Origin of the sequence: Helicobacter bilis ATCC 51630 (genome assembly GCF_000686565.1) — a bacterium.
Taxonomy (GTDB): Bacteria; Campylobacterota; Campylobacteria; order Campylobacterales; family Helicobacteraceae; genus Helicobacter_A; species Helicobacter_A bilis.
On the sequence record NZ_KK365988.1, the window covers coordinates 61,120 to 82,065 of the forward strand.

The window sequence follows — 20,946 nt, forward strand, 5'->3', positions numbered from 1 at the left end:
TTATTTGGCAATCCCTACATAAACATACTAGAATACACTTTTTGGCAAAAATAGCACAACAAAAGGGCTAAAATGATATATCAATACATGGATTCCAAAGCACAAGAATATGCGGTCTTTGATCCCAAAAGAGCAAAAAAGCTATTTTTATTGTTACAGCCTCATTTGCGTTTAAATAGCTATAATATCCATATTATTGGCACAAATGGCAAAGGTAGCACAGGGAGGTTTATCACACAAAGCATTATAGAATCTGGATATAAAGTTTTGCATTTTACATCACCGCATGTATTTGATTTTAAAGAGAGATTCTATACAAACAATAGCATTGTAAGCATTCAGGCATTACTTGATGCGCATAACTTTTTACAGCAATTTTCTTTTATACAAGAAGCTAGTTACTTTGAATACGCTACATTTTTAGCACTTGTTTTGGGGCAAGATTGTGATTATCTTGTGATGGAAGCCGGGGTTGGCGGTGAGTTTGATAGCACTTCTATTTTACGCTATGATATAAGCATTTTTACTCGCATAGGACTTGATCACAAAGAAATGCTAGGTAACACCTTAGAATCTATCGCATTAACAAAACTTCGTGCGGCACAGGGTGATATTTTTACACATTTTCAAGAAAAAGAGGTGTTAAAACTCATAGAAAATATAAAAAATATCAGTGTTTATGTCAATGATACGGAGCTAAAGCGTATCCTGCCACAAAGTATTACTTATTTATGTGAAGAGGATTTGCATACAGAAGAGATAAAGACTTATAGTGATATACATAAGATTCCATATTTTTTGTTAGAGAATCTAGCTCTAGCTTCTCTTGTGCTAAGAAAACTCAACATTCCTTTACTGAAAAATAAGCTAGACATTATCGGCAGATTCCATGCTATATTGCCAAATGTTGTCGTTGATGTAGGACATAATACTATGGCAGCAAATGCTGCTATTTCTGCTGCAAAATCATATTTTAACAATATGCCCTTTGTGCTTATTTACAATAGCTATAAAGACAAAGAGATTAGAGAAATTCTAAGTATTTTTAAAGAATATATGAGTGAAATAATAATTTTTATGGTAGAAAATCCGCGCATAATAGATTTTAAAGAAATGGAAAATATTTTAGATTCCATGTCTATACCTTATAGCTTTTTTTGCCCTTATAAAACTAAACTTGACTTATTGCCAAAAAAATTGATAGAATCAGAGAAAGTTTTACGCAAAGATAACAAATACTTAATTTTTGGAAGCTTTTCACTTGTGGAGCAGTTTTTGCTGTGGTTTAGCGATACGCATGGAAAGCAATGCTATGATGGGTAGTAGGTAGTATGGAAGATACAGGCAAAATCAAGCAGACTTTAACCATTACAATAGTTGATGAAAATGGTTCAAAGCAATTTACAATGGCAAAGGTTATGCAAAAAGTCGTCATGTATGGTGGCGTTATATTGTGCGTAGTGATTGTGCTTGGCTATTTTGCCATGTCTTCTTTTATAGAACAGCTTGATGATATTAACACTGCAAAGCAAGAATCTTATCAAGCATTTCAAGACATGTATCAGCAAAATGCTTTTTTACAAGATGATATACAAAGCAAAACAGAAGAGTTGCAAGCTATGCGTGATAGGGTTGCAGATTTAGAAAAAATGGTAAATTTTAACTCTTTTAACAACGATAAAACTAAGATTAGTCATATAGACTTGCAAGCACTTCCAGACACACAAAAAGCAACCATCTTGCAGATTATCCCAAATGGCAATCCACTCACTATGTTTGAAATGAAGCATAAAACAAAGAGAAATGCAAGGGATTATGGGTTAATTGATATGCAATATGCAGCAATCCAAACGCATGGTGGCAATACAGGATATGACTATTATACAAGCAAAAGTGAGCCGGTGTATGCAACAGCTGATGGCTTGGTAGAATCTACACGCGATGGCAATCAAAGATATGGATATGGCAATATCGTAAGACTTTCGCATGTGTTAGGTTTTAGTAGTGCTTATACAAACCTTGATAGGATAGCGGTAAAAGTTGGCGATTTTGTAAGTAGGGGTGATATTATAGGCTATACGACTTCAAGCCCGGGCAAAAATCATACAAGCTTGTATTATGAAGTGAGATTCCTAAGTCAAGGTTTAGATACACTATCCTTTATTGATTGGGATACGCAGAATTTTCAATCTATTTTTAATGTTGAAAAAAATGCAAATATAGATATGCATAGTCTTATGTGGGCGTTAAACGATATTGCAAAGCTTAATGATATGTCTTCTCATTTTGCCCTTGATGAAGGAAATTCGCAACAAAAAGAAAGATTAAATATTACAAAAGAATCATTAGATTCTAAAGTTACACGCAATCCTAACAATATGCAAGATTCTGTAAGCAATATTACATCACAACGATATGCAGAAGCAAAACAAGGCGGTATGTGATGAATGCAAATAAGCGTCTTGTCATTATGATTACAGATTTAAATGGATCGAAGTTTATTAATGTTGATATGATATTTCGCCAAGTTGGTGCGTATTTATTCGTCTTTTTACTTACTTTAGGCTTGTTTGCCTATATCAGTATTGTTGTGATACGGAAAGAAATATATAATATGCAATTAAGACATACTCATCTTATGAGTGAATTTGCAAGTATGCAACAACACAACGAGAAGCTAAATGAAGTATTGCAAGAAAAAGATGAGGAAATTGCCCTTGTTGGCGATAGATTTGAAGATATAGAAAATGTTGTTGGCACGAATAAAAATCTAACAGATACAATAGCCTTATTAGATAATGCTGACCTAAATCTATTGGATAGAATGGATACGGCTTCAATTACTGCGTTGCAAAAAACTTTTATTATGAAATTTATCCCTAATGGTAGCCCCATTAATATCGACTATCGTTTGTCTGCTCCCTATGGGAAGCGTTATCACCCTATTTTACACATTTATCATATACATACTGGGGCTGATATGGTAGCTCCAATGAATACGCCTGTATATGCAACTGCTGATGGTGTTGTAGATTGGGCGAGTAGTAGCGGAAATGGTGGTTATGGGAAACTTGTAAAGATTTCCCATTCATTTGGATTTAGGACATATTATGCACATTTAAATGATATTAAGGTGCAAAGGGGGCAGTTTGTAAAAAAAGGGCAGCTGGTGGCGCTTACTGGCTCTTCAGGAGCTAGTACGGGTCCCCACTTGCACTATGAAATACGATTTTTAGGGCAACCTATTGATCCTATGAATTTCGTGCATTGGAACATGCAAAATTTTGACCTTATTTTTGAAAGAGAAAGGAGAATATCATGGCATTCTTTGCTTCAGATAATAAACAATCTAATGGGAAGGAAACAACAGGAGGCGCTGCAACAATAATTGCAGTCAATACGAAGTTTAAAGGCGAGATACACACAGATTGCCATTTTCACACAGATGGAGAGTTTGAAGGTGTTATCCACTCTAAAAATACCGTCATGGTGGGTAAAACTGGAATTATTATAGGCGATGTTTTCGCGCAAAAGGTTATTGTGAGTGGCAAGATTACAGGCAATGTCGAGGCAAAGGCGATTGAGATTCTAGCAAATGGCAGATTGGAAGGCACAATCACATCAGATGAGCTTGTGATTGAGAAGAAAGGTATGTTCCTTGGACAATCTAAAAGCAACAATAATAAAGATGTAAAGCTATTAAGTGACGCACAAAAACCACAATCTAGCATTGAGCTAAAAAAGTGATATATGCACAGCTTGTTTGCAAGTGAGCCTTAGTATTGGAATCTAGATATTTAGGCATAGTATGTCTTGTAAGATAGGTTGCAGTTTGATACATTTATATATCTTTATCTACTGCTTCACATGTATGAGATTAGTCTTGTATAGTTTTTATATGCAATATATAAAGCCCCAGTTATTATAACACTTGTCATTGGTGGATATGCCTATTACGGCAGCAACCTTTTATGTTATACTACTCTATGCAAATTTAGATTTCATATCCTTATTTTTCAACAATGGAATTCCCATAGTTTTTAACGAATATAACGCTTGAAAATAGCTATAACTTTATTGGAAGTTAGAGTTTTTGGTTGGTAAGCTAGAAACTAGATTCTATTAAGAATAAAAGGTTTCACAAACAAAGCTTTCTAAGCCCATCTCGCTAGAAAACTTTGTATAGTAGAAAAATGCAGAATAAATAATATGTAAAGCCTTGCGGCAGAGTATGCAATCTTGCAACACCCCGCAAAACTTCAAAACAACAAAATACCTTACAAAGCAAAATCTTTTATCTTATCAAACTCTAAGTATTTATACACTTTGTTTGTATTCTCGCCTAGTTTTTGTGGCACAATTTCTAGATACTCTTTAAGCTCTGGTAAGCGACCAAGCTTCGCACATACTGCCCCTAGCTCCGCACTGCCTAGATAAACTTGTGCGCCTTTACCCATGCGGTTATCAAAGTTTCTAGTTGATGTAGAGAATACTACTGCATTATCTTTTACACGAGCTTGATTCCCCATGCAAAGACTACAGCCCGGCACTTCAATCCTAGCACCCGCCGCACCAAAGAGAGAGAAATATCCCTCATCGCTTAACTGCTTAGAATCCATTTTTGTCGGTGGCACAAGCCAAGTTCTAGTAACGCTTTGCCCCTCATTTTTCATAATCTCACCAAACGCCCTAAAATGTCCAATATTTGTCATACAGCTACCAATAAAGACTTCATCAATATTTTTTGGTCGTTTTGGATCAGCTAGAATCTCACTCAAAGTTGCTACATCATCTGGGTCATTAGGACATGCAAGGATAGGATCTTTAATCTCATTTAAATCAATCTCAATAATTGCTGCATATTCCGCGTCTTTATCCGCTCTTAATAGCACAGGATTATTAATCCATTCTCGCATTTTCTCTGCTCTTCTTTTCAGTGTTTCTGCACTGCCATAGCCATCTTTTATCATCGCATCAATAAGGGCAATATTAGATTCTAAATATTCAATAATAGGCTCTTTATTCAGCGTAATGGTGCAAGCTGCTGCACTTCTCTCCGCACTTGCATCGCTTAGCTCAAAGGCTTGTTCCACCTTAATATCTTCAAGTCCCTCAATCTCTAGAATCCTACCGCTAAAAATATTCTTCTTATTTTGTTTTGGCACGGTTAAAAGCCCTTGCTTAATCGCATAATAAGGGATAGCATTCACCAAATCTCTTAGCGTAATGCCCGGATTTAGCTTCCCTTTAAAACGCACTAAAACAGATTCTGGCATATTAAGCGGCATAGACCCTGTAACTGCGGCAAATGCGACAAGCCCACTACCCGCAGGGAAACTTATCCCAATAGGAAAGCGAGTGTGAGAATCTCCACCTGTGCCAACTGTATCTGGCAAACAGAATCTATTTAGCCAAGAGTGAATAACGCCATCTTTTGGACGCAGGGCAACACCACCGCGACTTGTCATAAAGTCTGGTAAAGTAGCCTGCAAGCTTACATCAGCTGGTTTTGGATAAGCTGCAGTATGACAGAAGCTTTGCATAACAAAATCAGCACTAAATTTAAGACTTGCCAACTCTTTTACCTCATCTCTTGTCATCGCACCGGTGGTATCTTGAGAGCCAACCGTTGTTGCTTTTGGTTCACAATACTCACCCGGTCTTACCCCATCTTTGCCACATGCGATACCTACCATTTTTTGCGCTAGAGTGTAGCCTTTTGTGCTTTTCTGTGGTTTTTCTGCTTGTGCAAACTCTTTTGATTCTTCTAAGCCTAAAAACTTTCTTGCCCTATTTGTTAAGCCTCTTCCAATAATAAGGGGGATTCTCCCACCTGCTCGGATTTCATCAATGATAGTAACAGGGCTTAAGCTAAATGTGCTTACCACTTTAGAATCTTTTAGAATCTCACCACTATAAGGCTTTAGTGTAATAACATCGCCTTCTTTTAAAGAATCCACATTAGCAATGATAGGCAAACAGCCGCTATCCTCACATGTCGCAAAGAAAATAGGGGCAATAATACTGCCGATAACAAAGCCACCACTCTTTTTATTTGGCACATAAGGAATCTCATTGCCAAAATGCCATACGATAGAGTTGCAAGCAGATTTTCGACTGCTTCCAGTGCCTACGACATCGCCTACATATACTACGCTTGCGTTATTATCTTTTGCGATTTTTTTAATGTTTTCTATGCGAGATTCATAGTTTTCTATGCGACTTTTTAGCATGGCTTTAGCATGCAAGGGAATATCACTTCGCGTAAAAGCATCACTTGCGGGACTTAAGTCATCAGTATTTGTTTCGCCATCAATCTTTAATACAACAAGTTTGATTTCATCTTGCAATTTCGGCTTTGAGAGAAACCACTCTGCATTCGCCCAAGATTCTATAATCTCTTTTGCAAGGGCGTTTGTCTTACTCATATTTGCGATAGTATCAAATGTATCATAGACTAAAAGCGTATGTTTAAGCGCATTTGCTGCTTCTTTTGCAACCGCACTATCACTAGATTCTATAAGCTTAACAAGATAGGGGACATTATATCCGCCAAGCATTGTGCCAAGTAGCTTTGTAGCTTCTATACTATTTATTACACTGCATTTTTCTGTGCCATTTGCGATATTGCCTAAAAACTCTGCCTTAAGCCTTGCAGAATCATCAACGCCCGGATTAATGCGATTAGCAAGTAAATCTTTACAAAAAGCCTTGTTAGTTTCATCACTACCTTTTAGAATCCCAATTACCTGCTTTGTCTGTGCGACATTTAAAGCTAGTGGTGGCACACCCTCCTTACTTCTTTCTGCAACATTGTTTTCATATTCTTTCACAAAATTTTCCATACCCATGATGTCTCCTTAAATTGACACTTAATTAATACTTGCATAAGCAAACATTATTAACTTTAAGTTGCTATAATCTTAGCACATAACATTGGGAATTTAGTGGTTGCATATCACTACAAGTGGAGTTTTTATCATGATAGCACAAAATGTAACAGAACTTATAGGCAAAACACCAGTTATAAAGTTGAATAAGCTTTCTCAAAAGTTTGGGGCAAATATATTCGGTAAATGCGAATTTATGAATCCTAATAGTTCAATCAAAGATAGAATCGCTATGGCGATGATATTTGATGGCATGAAACAAGGGACAATCACGCAAAATACCACGATTGTTGAAGCTACAAGCGGAAATACGGGCGTTGGCTTAGCGGGTGTATGTGCGTCTCTTGGACTGCGACTAATCATTGTTATGCCAAGCTCAATGAGTATTGAGAGAAGAAAGGTTATGGCAGCACTTGGTGCAAAGATAGAGCTAACCGCACCAGAAAAAGGCATGAAAGGTGCATTAGAGCGTGCAGAAGAGTTGCGTAATACTTATAAAAACTCTTTAAGCCTTAATCAATTCGACAATAAAGCAAATGTAGCAATCCATAAGGAAACAACCGCAAAAGAGATTCTAGAATCTTTTAAAGACACTTCTATTGATATATTTGTAGCAGGTGTTGGCACTGGTGGTAGCCTAACTGGTATTGGCAGTGTTTTAAAAGAAAAATATAAAGATATACATATTGTAGCTGTAGAACCTGCAAGCTCCCCTGTGCTAAGTGGTGGTGTGCCTGCTCCACATAAGATTCAAGGCATTGGTGCGGGATTTGTGCCCTCAATCCTTGATACAAAAATTTTCAATGAGATATTGCAAGTAACAAATGAAGAGGCATTTGGCATGGCAAGAACTATTGCTTCAAAAGAAGGCTTACTTGTAGGCATATCAAGTGGGGCAAATGTGTATGCAGCAAAGATGTTGGCGAAAAAATATCCAAATGCAAACATTCTTACAATGCTAAATGACACAGGTGAGCGTTATCTCTCAACAGAGCTATTTGAAGGTGGAGAATAATCTTAAGGGCTTTTTAGAATCTTTCATTACTTCGCTAGAGACTTGAGGTATTGATATAGTTTGATTTCTAGGAAATATGCTTATTTTGACAGCAGTGCTTTACAAAAAAAACGATGTTATAATTTCTGGTTCTTTTTAAGGAAAGTATAAAATTTGGAGGAATGTATGTTAAGACATAAAAGAGTAGTGGGCGTTATTTGTGGGTTGGCTTTAAGTATAGAATCTATGTAGGCTTCTGGCTTTCGTTTAACAGAGCAAAGTTTAAATGGCACAGCACTTAATTCAGCGTTTATCGCTGGGGCTTATGGAGCAGATTCTACCTACTATAATCCTGCAAATATGAGTTTAGGTAGGGATAGTGATAAGTGGGAGTTTGAGGCGAATGGGACGCTGTTATAATTTCTGGTTCTTTTTAAGGAAAGTATAAAATTTGGAGGAATGTATGTTAAGACATAAAAGAGTAGTGGGCGTTATTTGTGGGTTGGCTTTAAGTATAGAATCTATGCAGGCTTCTGGCTTTCGTTTAACAGAGCAAAGTTTAAATGGCACAGCACTTAATTCAGCGTTTATCGCTGGGGCTTATGGAGCAGATTCTACCTACTATAATCCTGCAAATATGAGTTTAGGTAGGGATAGTGATAAGTGGGAGTTTGAGGCGAATGGGACGCTTATTTATATCCCTAGCTTTTCATTTGATACTGAAAATAGGGATATGGGGATAAATGTTGAGGCATCTGGTCTTAGTAGCTTAGCGGCTAATGGGCATTTCTGTGAAAAAGATGGACATTCAAATAAGGTAAATAATAAAGCAGAACACGGTGTGCCTTGCGGTGCTGCAAGGGTTGGTGGATATGCGACTACAACCTTGCAACCTGTGCCAAAATTCTTTTTAAAATCTCGTGCCTATGAGTTACCATTGGGCATGAAAACAAACTTTGGCTTTTCATTTACTACACCTTCTGGTCTTGCTATGCAGTGGGATGGTGTCGGTGGTGGATTCCTAAAAGATGTAAGTATTGCTATGATGGAGTTTAATCCTGTTGTATCTATAGCTTATGATAATATTTTTGCCTTTGGTGCTGGTGTAAGGGCGATTTATGCCTTCGGTGATTTTTCTAATACGCTTTTTGTGCCAATAAAACAAGATGTAAATATGGGAGCTCTTGGTAATATTCATAGCTATGGCACGACAAGAGTGGAGCAGGTCTCAAATGCGAGTTCGTGGGGATTTGGCTATAATCTTGCAGCGACTTTACAACCATTTGCAAAGCTTGAAAATAATATGTTTCAGAATCTAAGACTAGCGGTTACCTATCGCTCTAATGTGCATTGGGATATGCAGGGCAAACTCTCGGCGAAGTCTTATATCTATCAAGGTGTAGATATTCCTATCATAGGTAGCACAAAGGTTGAGGGCTATATCGGTATGAATGCGGATTTGACACTTGCTACTGATTTGCCACCTATTATAAATGTCGCCTTATCGCAAGATTTTGGGAATCATAGAGTAGAGTTTGTGTGGGAGCATACGCTTTGGGGCAAAGCTAAAATCTTTGAGTTTGGCTATGCAAATCAAGTGTTTGATATGTCAAATCTAAATGTTGGTAATCTTGCTTCTGGACAAATTAAACCTGATGAAATGCTGGATGCGGCTGACTATTCTGCAGTGGCGTATGGAAATGGCTGGAAAGATTCTAATGCGTATCGCTTGGGATATACATATTTTGGGGAATCTTATAAGATTATGGGAAGTATCGCCTATGATGAGACACCCGCCCCACAAGGTAAGTTTGGCATACCTGATGCAAATGCGTATATGTTTGGCTTAGGCTTTAGGAAAAGATTCTTAGATGATAGGCTAGATTTAGGTTTGGCTTATTCACTTGCACTAAAAGATAATAGAAAAAGCTTTATAGTCTCTCATGATGGTTTTGGGCAGTTGCATTTGCTTACTCTTGGGGCAAAATATTTATGGTGATATAAGGTGTCTCTATATAACTTGTGATATAATACGACAAACCGCATTTAGGGGATTTTATGTCAAAAGTATATTTATGCTCATTTGCTGATACAAGACTTTGTTTATCAGCTTTAAGATTCTATCAGCAAGCAAAAGCTATGCAAGTTTTTGACTATATTTTCTTATACAATGAGACAAATTTAGATAAAGAGTTTAGAGACGCCATGAGTAATCAAGCGTGTATAAACGGGGGGGGGGGGAAACCAGAGGCTTTGGCTACTGGTGCTGGAAACCACAGATTATCTTACAAACTCTACAACAAATGAATGAAGGTGATGTTTTATTCTATATTGATATAGGTTGCGAATTTCAGATTGAGGGCAGAAAGCGACTACAAGAGATGATAGATGAGATAAGAAAAAATGAGATTATGGGGGTAATGGTGGGTGGACATCACATCGAAAAAGTATGGACAAAAGCAAGTGTATTTCAGCATTTTGGCGTTCTAAATGACAAACATTATACAGATACAAGACAGATTGCTAGTGGTCTTGTCATGCTATGCAAAACACAGAGAACACAAGCCATCATGCAAGAGTGGCTCAATGTCTTTTATCATCATTTTGAACTTGTTGATGATAGTCCAAGCCCTATACCCAATGATGAAAGCTTTATAGAAAATAGGCATGATCAAAGTATTTGGAGTATTCTCAATAAAAAACATAATATTGTAAATTTTGATGGTGTTGATTTTACGCAAATGGCAGTCAATCCAGAACAGCATCCAATAGTTACTGCGCGTAATGCAATATATTGCAGCTTTATCACATCATCTACAAACTCTACTGCAAATAGATATTTAAAGGTTATGTGGATAATACCTGCTTTAATTAGCAAACTACACCCTATTCGTTCAGGCAGAAGATATGCACGCACTTTGAAAAAGTTTTTATTGCATTATTCTTTCGTTAATAAAAATTAATAACTTGTATTAACTTCCTTATTTCAAAAATCAACACAATAAAAACAAAATGTGAAAAATATTCACACCAAATAATTATTCTGCAATATTTCACAAACGACTATATATAGGCATTTTCATAACTTTGTAAAATAGATATTCCGTTAATTTGTAAGAAAAGTTATATTAAAGTTGTAATTTTAGTTTTTATTAAGTTCTAGCTAGTTATAATTAAAATGTGGTAAGCATATTTTATTAATAAATAAAGGAGATATTATGTCATACGCAAGTAATGTTCTCAACAAATTAAAAGAGCAATATCCTTCACAGACGCTTTTTCATCAAGCTGTGGAGGAAGTTTTTGAGTCCCTAGAGCCGGCACTTCAAAAGGATAAGAGATATGAATCTTATGCCATACTTGAGCGTCTTACGATTCCTGATAGAGAGATTCATTTTCGTGTAAGTTGGGTTGATGATAAGGGCAAGATTCAGACAAATCGTGCCTACCGCATTGAGTTTAACTCCGCTATTGGACCATACAAAGGTGGGCTAAGATTCCACCCAAGTGTGAATGATGGCGTGATTAAATTTTTGGGCTTTGAGCAGATTCTAAAAAACTCCCTTACAACACTTGCTATGGGCGGCGGTAAGGGCGGAAGCGACTTTGATCCAAAGGGTAAAAGCGAAGGTGAAATTATGCGGTTTTGTCAAAGCTTTATGAATGAGCTGTATCGCCATATCGGTGCGACTACCGATGTCCCAGCGGGTGATATTGGCGTAGGTGGGCGAGAGATAGGCTATCTCTTTGGGCAATATAGAAAGCTCACAAATTGCTTTGAGGGTGTGCTTACAGGCAAGGCGATTCCGTGGGGTGGAAGCCTTGTAAGGACGGAAGCCACAGGCTATGGCTGTGTGTATTTTGCACAAGAAATGCTAAAAGCACGAGGCGAGAGCTTAGAGGGTAAAATTTGTAGCGTATCTGGTGCTGGAAATGTAGCAATTTATACGATTGAAAAGCTCTATCAGCTTGGGGCAAAGCCCGTAACGGCAAGCGATTCTCAAGGTATGATTTATGATAAAGATGGCATTGATTTGGCATTGCTAAAAGAGATTAAGGAAGTAAGAAGAGCTTCTTTAAGCGAGTATGCCAAAGAGCGACCACAAGCGGTTTATACGCCGATTAGCGAGTATCCAAAAGATAGCAATCCGGTGTGGGCTGTGCCTTGCTTTGCGGCATTCCCAAGTGCGACACAAAATGAGCTTAATGGCAATGACGCTAAGATTCTCCTTGCTAATGGTTGCAAATGCGTGAGTGAAGGGGCAAATATGCCTTCAACTATTGAGGCGGTGCATCAATTTATCAACGCGAAAATCTGCTACGGACCGGGCAAGGCTGCAAATGCTGGTGGTGTGGCAGTGAGTGGGCTAGAAATGGCACAAAATGCAAGTATGAATCCGTGGAGTTTTGAAGTGGTGGATTCTCATTTGCATAAAATTATGGAAAGCATTTTTACAAATGCGAGTGAGACAGCAAAAGAGTTTGGCGATCCTACAAACCTTGTGCTTGGTGCGAATATCGCAGGATTTAGAAAGGTTGCTGGAGCGATGATTGATCAAGGCGTGATTTAATCCCTGTTTGTAGATTCTGGAATCTATATGTGGTGCGATATCCATTTGGGATATTGCAGTATTTCAAACTTGTTTTAGCTTAGAAGGCAAATAAAATTTACTTAAAATACAACTTAGAAATAGCCATAACTCAAGTTTAGAATCTCAAACAAAACTTGCATAAATATACGCACGATTGGTGTTTGTAAAGACTTGTGTTTGCATATCATCTAATAAATCTTTTTCATTTGCAGTATTTGTGCCTTTGTAAAGCAGATAATGTCCGCTAGATTCTAATAAATGTCTGCTATCACGCACTAAAGTATCACTTCTACACACTGCACGAGAGGTGATTAAATCCCCTTTTATATCCTTGATATTATATGAGTAATCTGCAATCACTTTGACATGTGATAAGCCCATGCTAATAATCGCATTTTCTAAAAATGATACTCTTTTCTTACGCGGCTCTAATAGATAAAACTTGCTATCAGTATAATAACACGCAAGAATCAAAGCAGGGAATCCAGCCCCACTCCTATATCAATGCAGGTGTGAAATGGCTTTAAAAACGATATGGGAAGCAAGCTATCTGCTATTTGATGATATAGCTCTTTAGAATCTTTTATAGCGGTTAGATTATGAATCTTTGCCCATTGAAGCAAGATATTACTGAATCTTTCTAGCGGCTTTGTCATGTGTGGTTGTGATATAATGGCTTGTATATCATAGTCAATGTGCTGCATTATATTTCCTTATATTATGCCTAATTTGCTTTTATTGTATTGATTAAGGCTTGATAGATTCCATGTGCGATGAGTTTGTAGCCTTGCGGAGTTAAATGCACATCTTGTTTTGATAGATTAAGCTCTGTCCATGCGGGTTTTGTGCCATTTTTTTCAATAAATTCATCAATGTCAAATAGCATGATATTCTCTAGCTTTGCAACCTTTAGTATCGCCTCTTTTACCGGCATAAAGGTTTTTGCACTCTTATATCGCTTTTTTGAGGCATCAACAGGGAGTAATACCGGCGGCGGCGACATTAAAATAATAATTGCATTTGGATTATATTTCTTTAGCATAGATATAAACTCTCTATAATTTTCAATAAAGCGATCTTCTTTTAGCACATTATACATTGCATCATTTGATCCATAACAAAGCATGATAATGTCATAATCAAGCACTTGTAATTCTTTTTCTAGAATCTCTTTATTCCACTTTTTCCAAATATCAGAACGCACCCCATTAATCCCCAAATGCTCGATAATATTACTCTCTTTTTCCTTATAGATAAAATAACCCCCAAGTTTTACCTCTTTGCTTAAAGCATGAATAGTGATAGGAAATCTAAGCTTTAGATTCGCAATCTCCCAAGTATCATTTTTATCTGCACGCAATATATGACTTTTAGAATCTGCATCTTCTATCCTTAATGCCTCTTTTGTGTCATTATTTTTAAATACAATTTGTGCGATAAAGTTATTATTCCAAGCACGGATTTGCTTTGGATTTATGCTAAGCTTGATACTTGCTGGTAAAGATTCTGGGTAGGCTATCACACCGCCCATAGGATAGTCTGTATAATCGCTAGGTTTTCTTGAATCTAGCACTAAAAAGCCATCATTTTGGTATTCTAAAAGCAAAGTTTGATGATATGAGGGCATAAACGGATAGGTAAAACCTATGGCATTAATATTTCCCAATATACTTCGCAACTCATTTGTGATAAAATCACTTGCAACATGGGAATCTCCAAATACACGGATACGCAAGTCCTTACGCCTTTTCCATTTGTGTTTTAACTGCTTTAATAACACAGAATCTTGCATGTAATTTTGCAATACCGCATGTTCCATGTATGGTTTATATTGTGGATTAAGCTCTAAAAAAGTAAGCGTTTGAGCATTTATAACACTAATTAGGGCAAAATATGCGATAAAACACATTACATACTTTTTCATATTTTTTCCTTTGCAATTTTGTTGTTATAGTTTTAACTCGTTTTGTATATTTTGTAGAAACTTAATCAAATAAATTTATAAATTATGTGTTTTAGAATCCCAGCAAAGCAAAAGCCCCGCTTAGATTCTAGCCTATCATATCGGCAATACTCTAATTTTAGAATCTAGCTGTTCTTGCAACACAGATTCTATGGCATAGAGTGTGCCTGTAGCTCCGCTTGCACACCCACTGCAAGCTCCAAGATAACGAATATACACATCAATAAATCCATCACTTGTATCTTTAATGTCTAAAATTTCCATATCACCCCCGTCCATCATAAGCATAGGGCGGATATTTTCATCAATAATTTTATCAATGCTTTTGACTTTTTGCACCATTGTCATTTCTGCAAATGCGAGATTCCCTTCTACACTTTTTTGTGCGACATTTTTTAGACTTTCTTTGTCCATTTGTTCTCGCACTTCACGCAAAATATCCACAAGGTAATACTCTCTCTTTTCGTGTCCGCCCGGCTTAATGCAGCTTTTACAAAATGCCCCTGCTTTTGTGTAGTTTGTGATGTCTTCTACACTTTTTAAATCATTTAGCCTGATGACTTCTTTAATCGTAGATAAGCTTACCCTCGCACATTCACACACGATGATTTCACTCTCAAAGTCCGCTGCGTCCTTGCCTAGATAGATTCCAGCCGCCTTTTTAATCACATCATACGCCATAACAGAGCAGTGCATTTTCTGCCCCGGGACTGCTGGGGTGTCTGGGTCATCACGCAAGGCGTGCTCTACATCAAGGTTGGTGATTTTTACCGCGTCTTGCACCTTTTTGCCAAGGCAGAGTTCCACCATCATATCACTACTTGCAATCGCCGTCCCACAGCCAAAGCTTTTAAATTTTGCATCAATGATTGTGTCATTAGAATCCACAAGCCAATACAGCCGCACCGCATCGCCACACGCTTCCGCGCCATAGTCTGCCACGATGAGTTTTGCTCCCTTTTCATCAGCGTCCTTTTGTGTCAAAACGCCTAAATGCGTGGGATTGTCCATTCTCTCACTTACTTTGTTTGAATATGCGTCCCATAACGCACCACCGATTAAGTCATTCTTTGCCATTTTCTTTTCCTTTCAAATTTATGTTTAAGCAAAAAGTTAGTAACACTTTATCTTGTGTTGCTAAGTTTTTGTTTAATCTTTTTCTTATCTATCCCCATTTTGTCATAAAAAAGATTCACAACATCTTCACGCGTGAAAATTTCTGTCATCTCGTCTGCTTTAAAATCCCATTTATATCCAGCCCCAGTGTCTCTTGCACCCCTATTGTGTAGTTTGGTAAAGTCAATTTCATCTATTTTTTCAAGTCTCATATAAATGCTATTAGGTGCAACGCCTATAAAGCAAATATAATCGCATAAATCAGTCTGTTTAATATGTTCGTTTTGGAATTTCTTATTCACATCAAGGCTACTTGTTTTTACTTCCACTTTTTGTATATCCCAATCTCCTTGGTCTCCGTCCTTATACACAAGGCTAATATTTCTCTCCTTTGCAAAAATATCTCTTAGTAGCCTTTCTCCAAAACCTCCCCTTTTTATCAATCTGCAAATGCCTAATTGCAATATATGTAGAAACGCTCTTCCATTGTGTGCTTTGATTGACTTTAGATTCTAAAAAGGTATTTCTCCTTTTCAAAGGCTCAATATAACAGAAAACTACATCCTAGATTCTATAAACTCGCGCATATCAGCAACAATAACCTCAATGCTTCGTTCGCCATCTATCACATGCAAGATTCCATTTTTTGTATAAAAGTCTTGAATTTCTTTCAAAGGCTCTAGATACACACGCATACGATTTTTAAATACCTCAGCATTATCATCAGCACCCCTTGCACGACCAAGCACCCTATCTTTTGCCACTTCTTCGCTTACTTGCACTTCAATCACATTGACAAGCTGCACTTTAGAATCCTGCTTTAACACCTTGTCAAGCTCAAGCATTTGTTCGACACTACGCGGATAGCCATCAATCAAAATAATATCTTTTGGCGAATTATTTATCGCACCAACAATAGTTTGCACCACAATATCAAGCGGGACGAGATTCCCTGCTGATGTGAAACTCTCAATGAGTTTGCCCTGCTCACTGCCACTAGCCACTTCTGCACGCAATAAATCACCTGTGGAATAATGTGCGATTTTCGCATTAGATTCTGCGATTCTTTGTGCGTCAGTTGTCTTACCGCTGCCCGGTGCGCCGATGATTAAAAACAATTTCTTCATGAATTTCTCCTTAATTAATGTTGAAGTTTAATATGCAATTCGTTTAATTGCGATGTTGTAACACTGCTTGGTGCTTCCATTAAAAGACAGCTTGCCTTTTGTGTTTTTGGAAAGGCAATGACTTCTCTAATGCTTGTCACACCGCTTAAAAGCATTACAAGCCTATCAAAGCCGATTGCAAAACCGCCATGTGGCGGTGTGCCATATTGTAATGCTTCAAGTAAGAATCCAAACTTTTCAGTCGCTTCTTCTTTGCTTATTTGTAGTAAGTCAAAGATTTTGCTCTGAATCTCGCTTTTATGGATTCTTATGCTACCACCGCCTAATTCCACGCCGTTTAGGACTATGTCATAGGCGATTGATTGTATAGATTCTATATCATTTTCATCGATATTTTTTGGCATTGTAAATGGGTGATGAAGTGCTTTAATACCCTCATTAGTTTTCTCAAACATAGGGAAATTTACAACCCACACAAAGCTTAATTTATCAGCGCAAATGAGATTAAGCTGACTTGCGACCTCAAGTCTTAATCGCCCCATATAATCCCAAACGACATGCTTCTCTCCAGCCCCAAAGAAGATAATATCACCCTTTTTCGCACCAACTCTTTGCAACAAAGCCTTTATAGAATCTTCTGTAAGAAATTTAATAAGCGGTCCTTTCAAACTCTCATCAATGCTTTCTCTATCAAAGCTTTTGCACTCTTCTTTTACTTGGATATAAGCTAATCCTTTTGCACCAAAATTACGCACAAATTTCTCTAAATCAGCAAGACTTTTGCGACTAAATTTAGAATCTCCATCACGCACACATAGGGCTTTTATGCGATTAGCCTTTGTGTCAAGGGCTATCTCTTTAAATATATCATTATTTGAGCTAACAAATAAATCAGCCACTTCAACCAAAGGCATATCAAAACGCAAATCAGGCTTATCACTCCCATAGCACTCCATCGCGTCGATATAGTCTAAATGCGGAATCTCATAGGAAATACTCTTGCCACATGCTTTAAAAATCTCAAGGATTAAATCTTCTGCGATTTGCATGACATCTTTTTCTTCACAGAAACTCATCTCAACATCGATTTGACTAAACTCTGGCTGCCTATCAGCACGCAAATCTTCATCTCTAAAGCATTTTGCTATTTGATAATATCTCTCAAAGCCACTCATCATAAGTAATTGCTTGAATAACTGCGGGCTTTGTGGAAGCGCATAAAAAGAGCCATCATGCACACGACTTGGCACAAGATAATCCCTCGCACCCTCTGGCGTTGCCTTTGTGAGTATGGGTGTTTCGACCTCTAAAAAGCCATGAGATTCTAAAAAATTACGCGTAACACTTGCGATTTTTGCACGCAATTTAAAAATATCAAGGCTTTTTTGACTACGCAAATCAAGGTAGCGATATTTTAATCGCAACTCTTCATTTACGCTTTCATCACCTATGATGATGGGTGTTGTTTGTGCCTTGTTTTCAATAGTGAGAGTGTCTAGCACGACTTCTATTGCACCTGTTTTTAACTTTGGATTGACTAAGCCCTCGCCTCTAGCCCGTATCCTGCCTTTTGCTAATAAAACATATTCATCACGCACACTTGAAGCTATCGCGTGAGCCTTGCTACTTGGGTCTGCTACAAGCTGTATAATACCGCTTTTATCACGCAAATCAATAAAGACAACACCACCATGATCACGATAGCTATTACACCAACCGCATAGTGTAACCTCTTTACCAATATCATCTGTGCTTAACGCTGTGTTATAATGTGTTCGCATTAAATTCCTTAAGAAAAAATGATTTTAAGATTGTAGCATTTTTTTGTTGAGAATAGCATTTTAAAAAATTCTCTCTTTGTTTTTAGGAGATTATATCTATCATTTTCAATTTTTAGTTTCTAAACACATGATTAATACATTGAAACAGTGATGTTTCCAATAAATTTAGATTTTGTAGTAGGCCCAAGAAGTATTTTTTATTGTAATTTTGCTACAATAATGTAACAAGCTGTTATTTGTGGTTTAATCTTCAATATTTACGATTAACTTGCCATCATCTGTTCTTTGCGCTATGTATTCTATTATTGTTACCAATTCTTTTAATTCATACATTATTGCATCTAATTCATCATTCACTTCTCTATTAAAAGCTGATTTACTACCATATCGTTTTGTTATGAGTTTTTCAAAATTCGTATCTGTCATTTTTTCTCCAGGTTCAGGGTATTGCAGCAAATCGTATTTCCTACCCAAAATAAAAACCCTTTCAGCCACTTCTCTTGGTGTGTTTATATGTGCATTTGCACTACATATAATTCTTTTTCTTTCATTATCTGTTTTTTCGGTCATAATTTTTTCAAGTTTCACACTTGTTTCTTTAAGAAATAATTCCATTATCTTTCTTGCCTCACTAGATAACCCCATATCCTCATGTTTATCAATTTTGGCTACATGGTTTCTTATGATTTCTTGTTTTGTTTTTTCTTTCATGAAATTTGCAACTTCTTCTTACACATCTTTATCAACACATTTTGGCGTATTGGATCTATTTCCACATGCAGTAAGCGATAATACACGCAATATACTAGATACTAGCAAAACATCAGCTAATCTTTTTATTTAGATTTATATTTATCTCCCACACTAAATTGCAATACCATACATCAAAAGACAATAAGTCAAGCAAAGATTAATCTCGCCCATCATGTTTTAAATCACCTGAAATATCATCTAAAAATTTTATAGAGTGTGTTTATAAGTTTAACATATATTTGTATCGATAATCAATACTCTAAATCCATAAAAATCATAGGCATGTTTTGTTTAAAAGCATTATTTTGTATGCGTTTATGTAAAGAAGTAATCATGTCTTTATTATATTGTGTGAGCTTTGTTATATCCCCCTTAGCTTTTTCATAAGATTCTAAAAATGGGTCTATTTCATCATAGCTATATCCTAGCTCATTTTCATCTGTTTGCCCTGCATATAGGTCAGCACTCGGGGCTTTATCTATAATTTGCTTTGGAATCTCTAAGAGTTTTGCTAACATATAGATTTGTGTTTTATAGAGATTGCCTATTGGATTTATCGCACAAGCTAAGTCGCCAAATATCGTGCCATAGCCTAGCATAATCTCTGTTTTATTGCTTGTGCCTATGACTAATCTTTGCTCCATTTGTGCGATATGATAGAGTGTTGCCATACGCATTCTCGAGCAGAAATTACCACGAGATAGCCTTGTGTGATCCTTATAAAGATTGCAAAAAAGAGAATCAAAATCTTTAATTGGCAAAATGGCATAATCTATCTTAAAAGATTCACACAAAAGTATAGAATCTTCAATGCTTTCCTTGCTAGAACTTGTTGAGGGCATAAGCAAAGCCTTAGCATTACCACACAAAGCCTTATGACATAAAAGCGTAACAACCGCACTATCAATACCACCACTAAGCCCAATAACTACTTGCTTAAAGCCACGATTGCTAACTTCATTTTGTAAAAATGTAAATATAGAATCTAGAGTCTTTTGTGTAATCTTTTGCATGTAAATCCTTTATTGTAATAAATAATGAAAATGATTTTAAGTTAAGAAATATACCATTTTAACAATTTTTCTCAAATAAGTATGCGAATATAATATTGCTTTAAGTGTTTTTTTATTAGAATATTAGAGTTTTTTTGCGTTTTTTCTACGCAAAGGCAAGAATTTGAGATTTGTTTATTTCTTTGAAGGAGAAGATAATGGCTGATGTGAAAAGGCGAGATTTTCTTGGCATGGCACTTGGCGGTGTAGCTGGTGCTGGTGCTATCGCTGCACTTGTTGCTATGAAAAAAACTTGGGATCCATTACCTAGCGTAGTTTCAGCTGGTTTTACCACCGTTGATGTTGCGGGTATGCAAGAGGGTGAGATACGCGATACACAATGGCGTGGTAAGCCTGTATATATTATGAAAAAGAAGTCTGGCGATGAGGTTTCACCTGCTAGGGATTTTGAGTTAGCTGGTGAGTATTATTGCATAGGTATTAAGATTTGCACGCATTTGGGCTGCATTCCAAACTGGAAAGCAAATGAGAATATCTTCCATTGCCCATGCCATGGCGGACAATTTACCGGTGATGGTGTGAATATCGAGGGGACACCGCCACCTAGACCTTTTGACATTCCTCCTTTTGCGATTAAAGGCGATACGACTTTAATATTAGGTGAGAGTGGCACAGAGTATGAAGCAATGCTTAAAGCTTCAGGTAATGCGTAAGGAG

General features: G+C 37.0%; 18 protein-coding genes and 1 pseudogene. 10 read left to right on the forward strand and 9 right to left on the reverse strand.

Annotated features, from left to right (window positions below):
- The first annotated feature begins 72 nt into the window (after positions 1-72).
- The 4 genes from T368_RS14265 to T368_RS0111985 are packed head-to-tail and all read left to right on the forward strand — an operon-like array spanning position 73 to position 3,747.
- Entirely contained in the window at positions 73-1,323 is a 1,251-nt protein-coding gene (locus T368_RS14265; protein ID WP_004086779.1) for a Mur ligase family protein, read from the forward strand.
- A gap of 8 nt (positions 1,324-1,331) precedes the next feature.
- Positions 1,332-2,444 carry a M23 family metallopeptidase gene (locus T368_RS0111975; protein WP_004086780.1) on the forward strand — a complete coding sequence of 371 codons (1,113 nt, stop codon included), beginning with the start codon at positions 1,332-1,334 and terminating at the stop codon, positions 2,442-2,444.
- Positions 2,444-3,388, forward strand: a complete 945-nt coding sequence (locus T368_RS0111980) for a M23 family metallopeptidase (protein WP_004086781.1) — start codon at positions 2,444-2,446, stop codon at positions 3,386-3,388. The genes T368_RS0111975 and T368_RS0111980 overlap by 1 nt, the downstream gene beginning before the upstream one ends.
- Complete coding sequence (locus T368_RS0111985; protein ID WP_005217884.1) at positions 3,319-3,747, forward strand: bactofilin family protein; 429 nt, start codon at positions 3,319-3,321, stop codon at positions 3,745-3,747. The genes T368_RS0111980 and T368_RS0111985 overlap by 70 nt, the downstream gene beginning before the upstream one ends.
- Before the next feature lie 530 nt (positions 3,748-4,277).
- Here the strand turns inward: T368_RS0111985 and acnB are convergent.
- On the reverse strand, positions 4,278-6,845 hold the full coding sequence (acnB, locus tag T368_RS0111990) for a bifunctional aconitate hydratase 2/2-methylisocitrate dehydratase (RefSeq protein WP_027338526.1): 2,568 nt from the start codon (positions 6,843-6,845) through the stop codon (positions 4,278-4,280).
- A gap of 136 nt (positions 6,846-6,981) precedes the next feature.
- Here acnB and cysK point away from each other — a divergent pair, with 136 nt between their 5' ends.
- From cysK to gdhA, 5 genes are all read left to right on the forward strand, one after another.
- Entirely contained in the window at positions 6,982-7,905 is a 924-nt protein-coding gene (cysK, locus tag T368_RS0111995) for a cysteine synthase A (RefSeq protein WP_004086784.1), read from the forward strand.
- 442 nt (positions 7,906-8,347) lie between these two features.
- Complete coding sequence (locus T368_RS0112000; RefSeq protein ID WP_027338527.1) at positions 8,348-9,883, forward strand: OmpP1/FadL family transporter; 1,536 nt, start codon at positions 8,348-8,350, stop codon at positions 9,881-9,883.
- Between the two features lie 59 nt (positions 9,884-9,942).
- Positions 9,943-10,191: a hypothetical protein gene (locus T368_RS14725; protein ID WP_155266245.1), complete on the forward strand. Its 249-nt coding sequence runs from the start codon at positions 9,943-9,945 to the stop codon at positions 10,189-10,191.
- Positions 10,188-10,847, forward strand: coding sequence for a hypothetical protein (locus T368_RS14730; RefSeq protein ID WP_004086789.1), 660 nt, complete (start codon positions 10,188-10,190; stop codon positions 10,845-10,847). The genes T368_RS14725 and T368_RS14730 overlap by 4 nt, the downstream gene beginning before the upstream one ends.
- 255 nt (positions 10,848-11,102) lie before the next feature.
- Positions 11,103-12,455: an NADP-specific glutamate dehydrogenase gene (gdhA, locus tag T368_RS0112010; RefSeq protein WP_004086791.1), complete on the forward strand. Its 1,353-nt coding sequence runs from the start codon at positions 11,103-11,105 to the stop codon at positions 12,453-12,455.
- A 144-nt stretch (positions 12,456-12,599) separates the two neighbouring features.
- On the opposite strand, the pseudogene rsmG reads toward gdhA, so the two are convergent.
- From rsmG to T368_RS0112055, 8 genes and pseudogenes are all read right to left on the reverse strand, one after another.
- Positions 12,600-13,180: pseudogene (gene rsmG / locus T368_RS17440) on the reverse strand (16S rRNA (guanine(527)-N(7))-methyltransferase RsmG).
- A 20-nt stretch (positions 13,181-13,200) separates the two neighbouring features.
- Complete coding sequence (locus tag T368_RS0112020; protein ID WP_004086796.1) at positions 13,201-14,400, reverse strand: GDSL-type esterase/lipase family protein; 1,200 nt, start codon at positions 14,398-14,400, stop codon at positions 13,201-13,203.
- Between the two features lie 135 nt (positions 14,401-14,535).
- Entirely contained in the window at positions 14,536-15,516 is a 981-nt protein-coding gene (locus tag T368_RS0112025) for an iron-sulfur cluster assembly scaffold protein NifU (RefSeq protein ID WP_004086798.1), read from the reverse strand.
- Between the two features lie 47 nt (positions 15,517-15,563).
- Complete coding sequence (locus T368_RS14280) at positions 15,564-15,998, reverse strand: hypothetical protein (protein ID WP_004086799.1); 435 nt, start codon at positions 15,996-15,998, stop codon at positions 15,564-15,566.
- 114 nt (positions 15,999-16,112) lie between these two features.
- Entirely contained in the window at positions 16,113-16,682 is a 570-nt protein-coding gene (locus tag T368_RS0112035; RefSeq protein ID WP_004086801.1) for an adenylate kinase, read from the reverse strand.
- A gap of 14 nt (positions 16,683-16,696) precedes the next feature.
- On the reverse strand, positions 16,697-18,463 hold the full coding sequence (gene aspS, locus T368_RS0112040) for an aspartate--tRNA ligase (protein ID WP_004086803.1): 1,767 nt from the start codon (positions 18,461-18,463) through the stop codon (positions 16,697-16,699).
- A 243-nt stretch (positions 18,464-18,706) separates the two neighbouring features.
- Positions 18,707-19,174, reverse strand: coding sequence for a hypothetical protein (locus T368_RS0112045; protein ID WP_004086804.1), 468 nt, complete (start codon positions 19,172-19,174; stop codon positions 18,707-18,709).
- Positions 19,175-19,467: 293 nt separating this feature from the next.
- The gene (locus tag T368_RS0112055) at positions 19,468-20,229 is read right to left on the reverse strand and encodes an NAD+ synthase (protein ID WP_004086815.1); all 762 of its coding nucleotides are present in this window, start codon (positions 20,227-20,229) and stop codon (positions 19,468-19,470) included.
- A 197-nt stretch (positions 20,230-20,426) separates the two neighbouring features.
- Here T368_RS0112055 and petA point away from each other — a divergent pair, with 197 nt between their 5' ends.
- A complete protein-coding gene (petA, locus tag T368_RS0112060) occupies positions 20,427-20,942 on the forward strand; it encodes a ubiquinol-cytochrome c reductase iron-sulfur subunit (protein ID WP_004086817.1) in 516 nt (171 codons plus the stop codon).
- Positions 20,943-20,946: the final 4 nt, after the last annotated feature.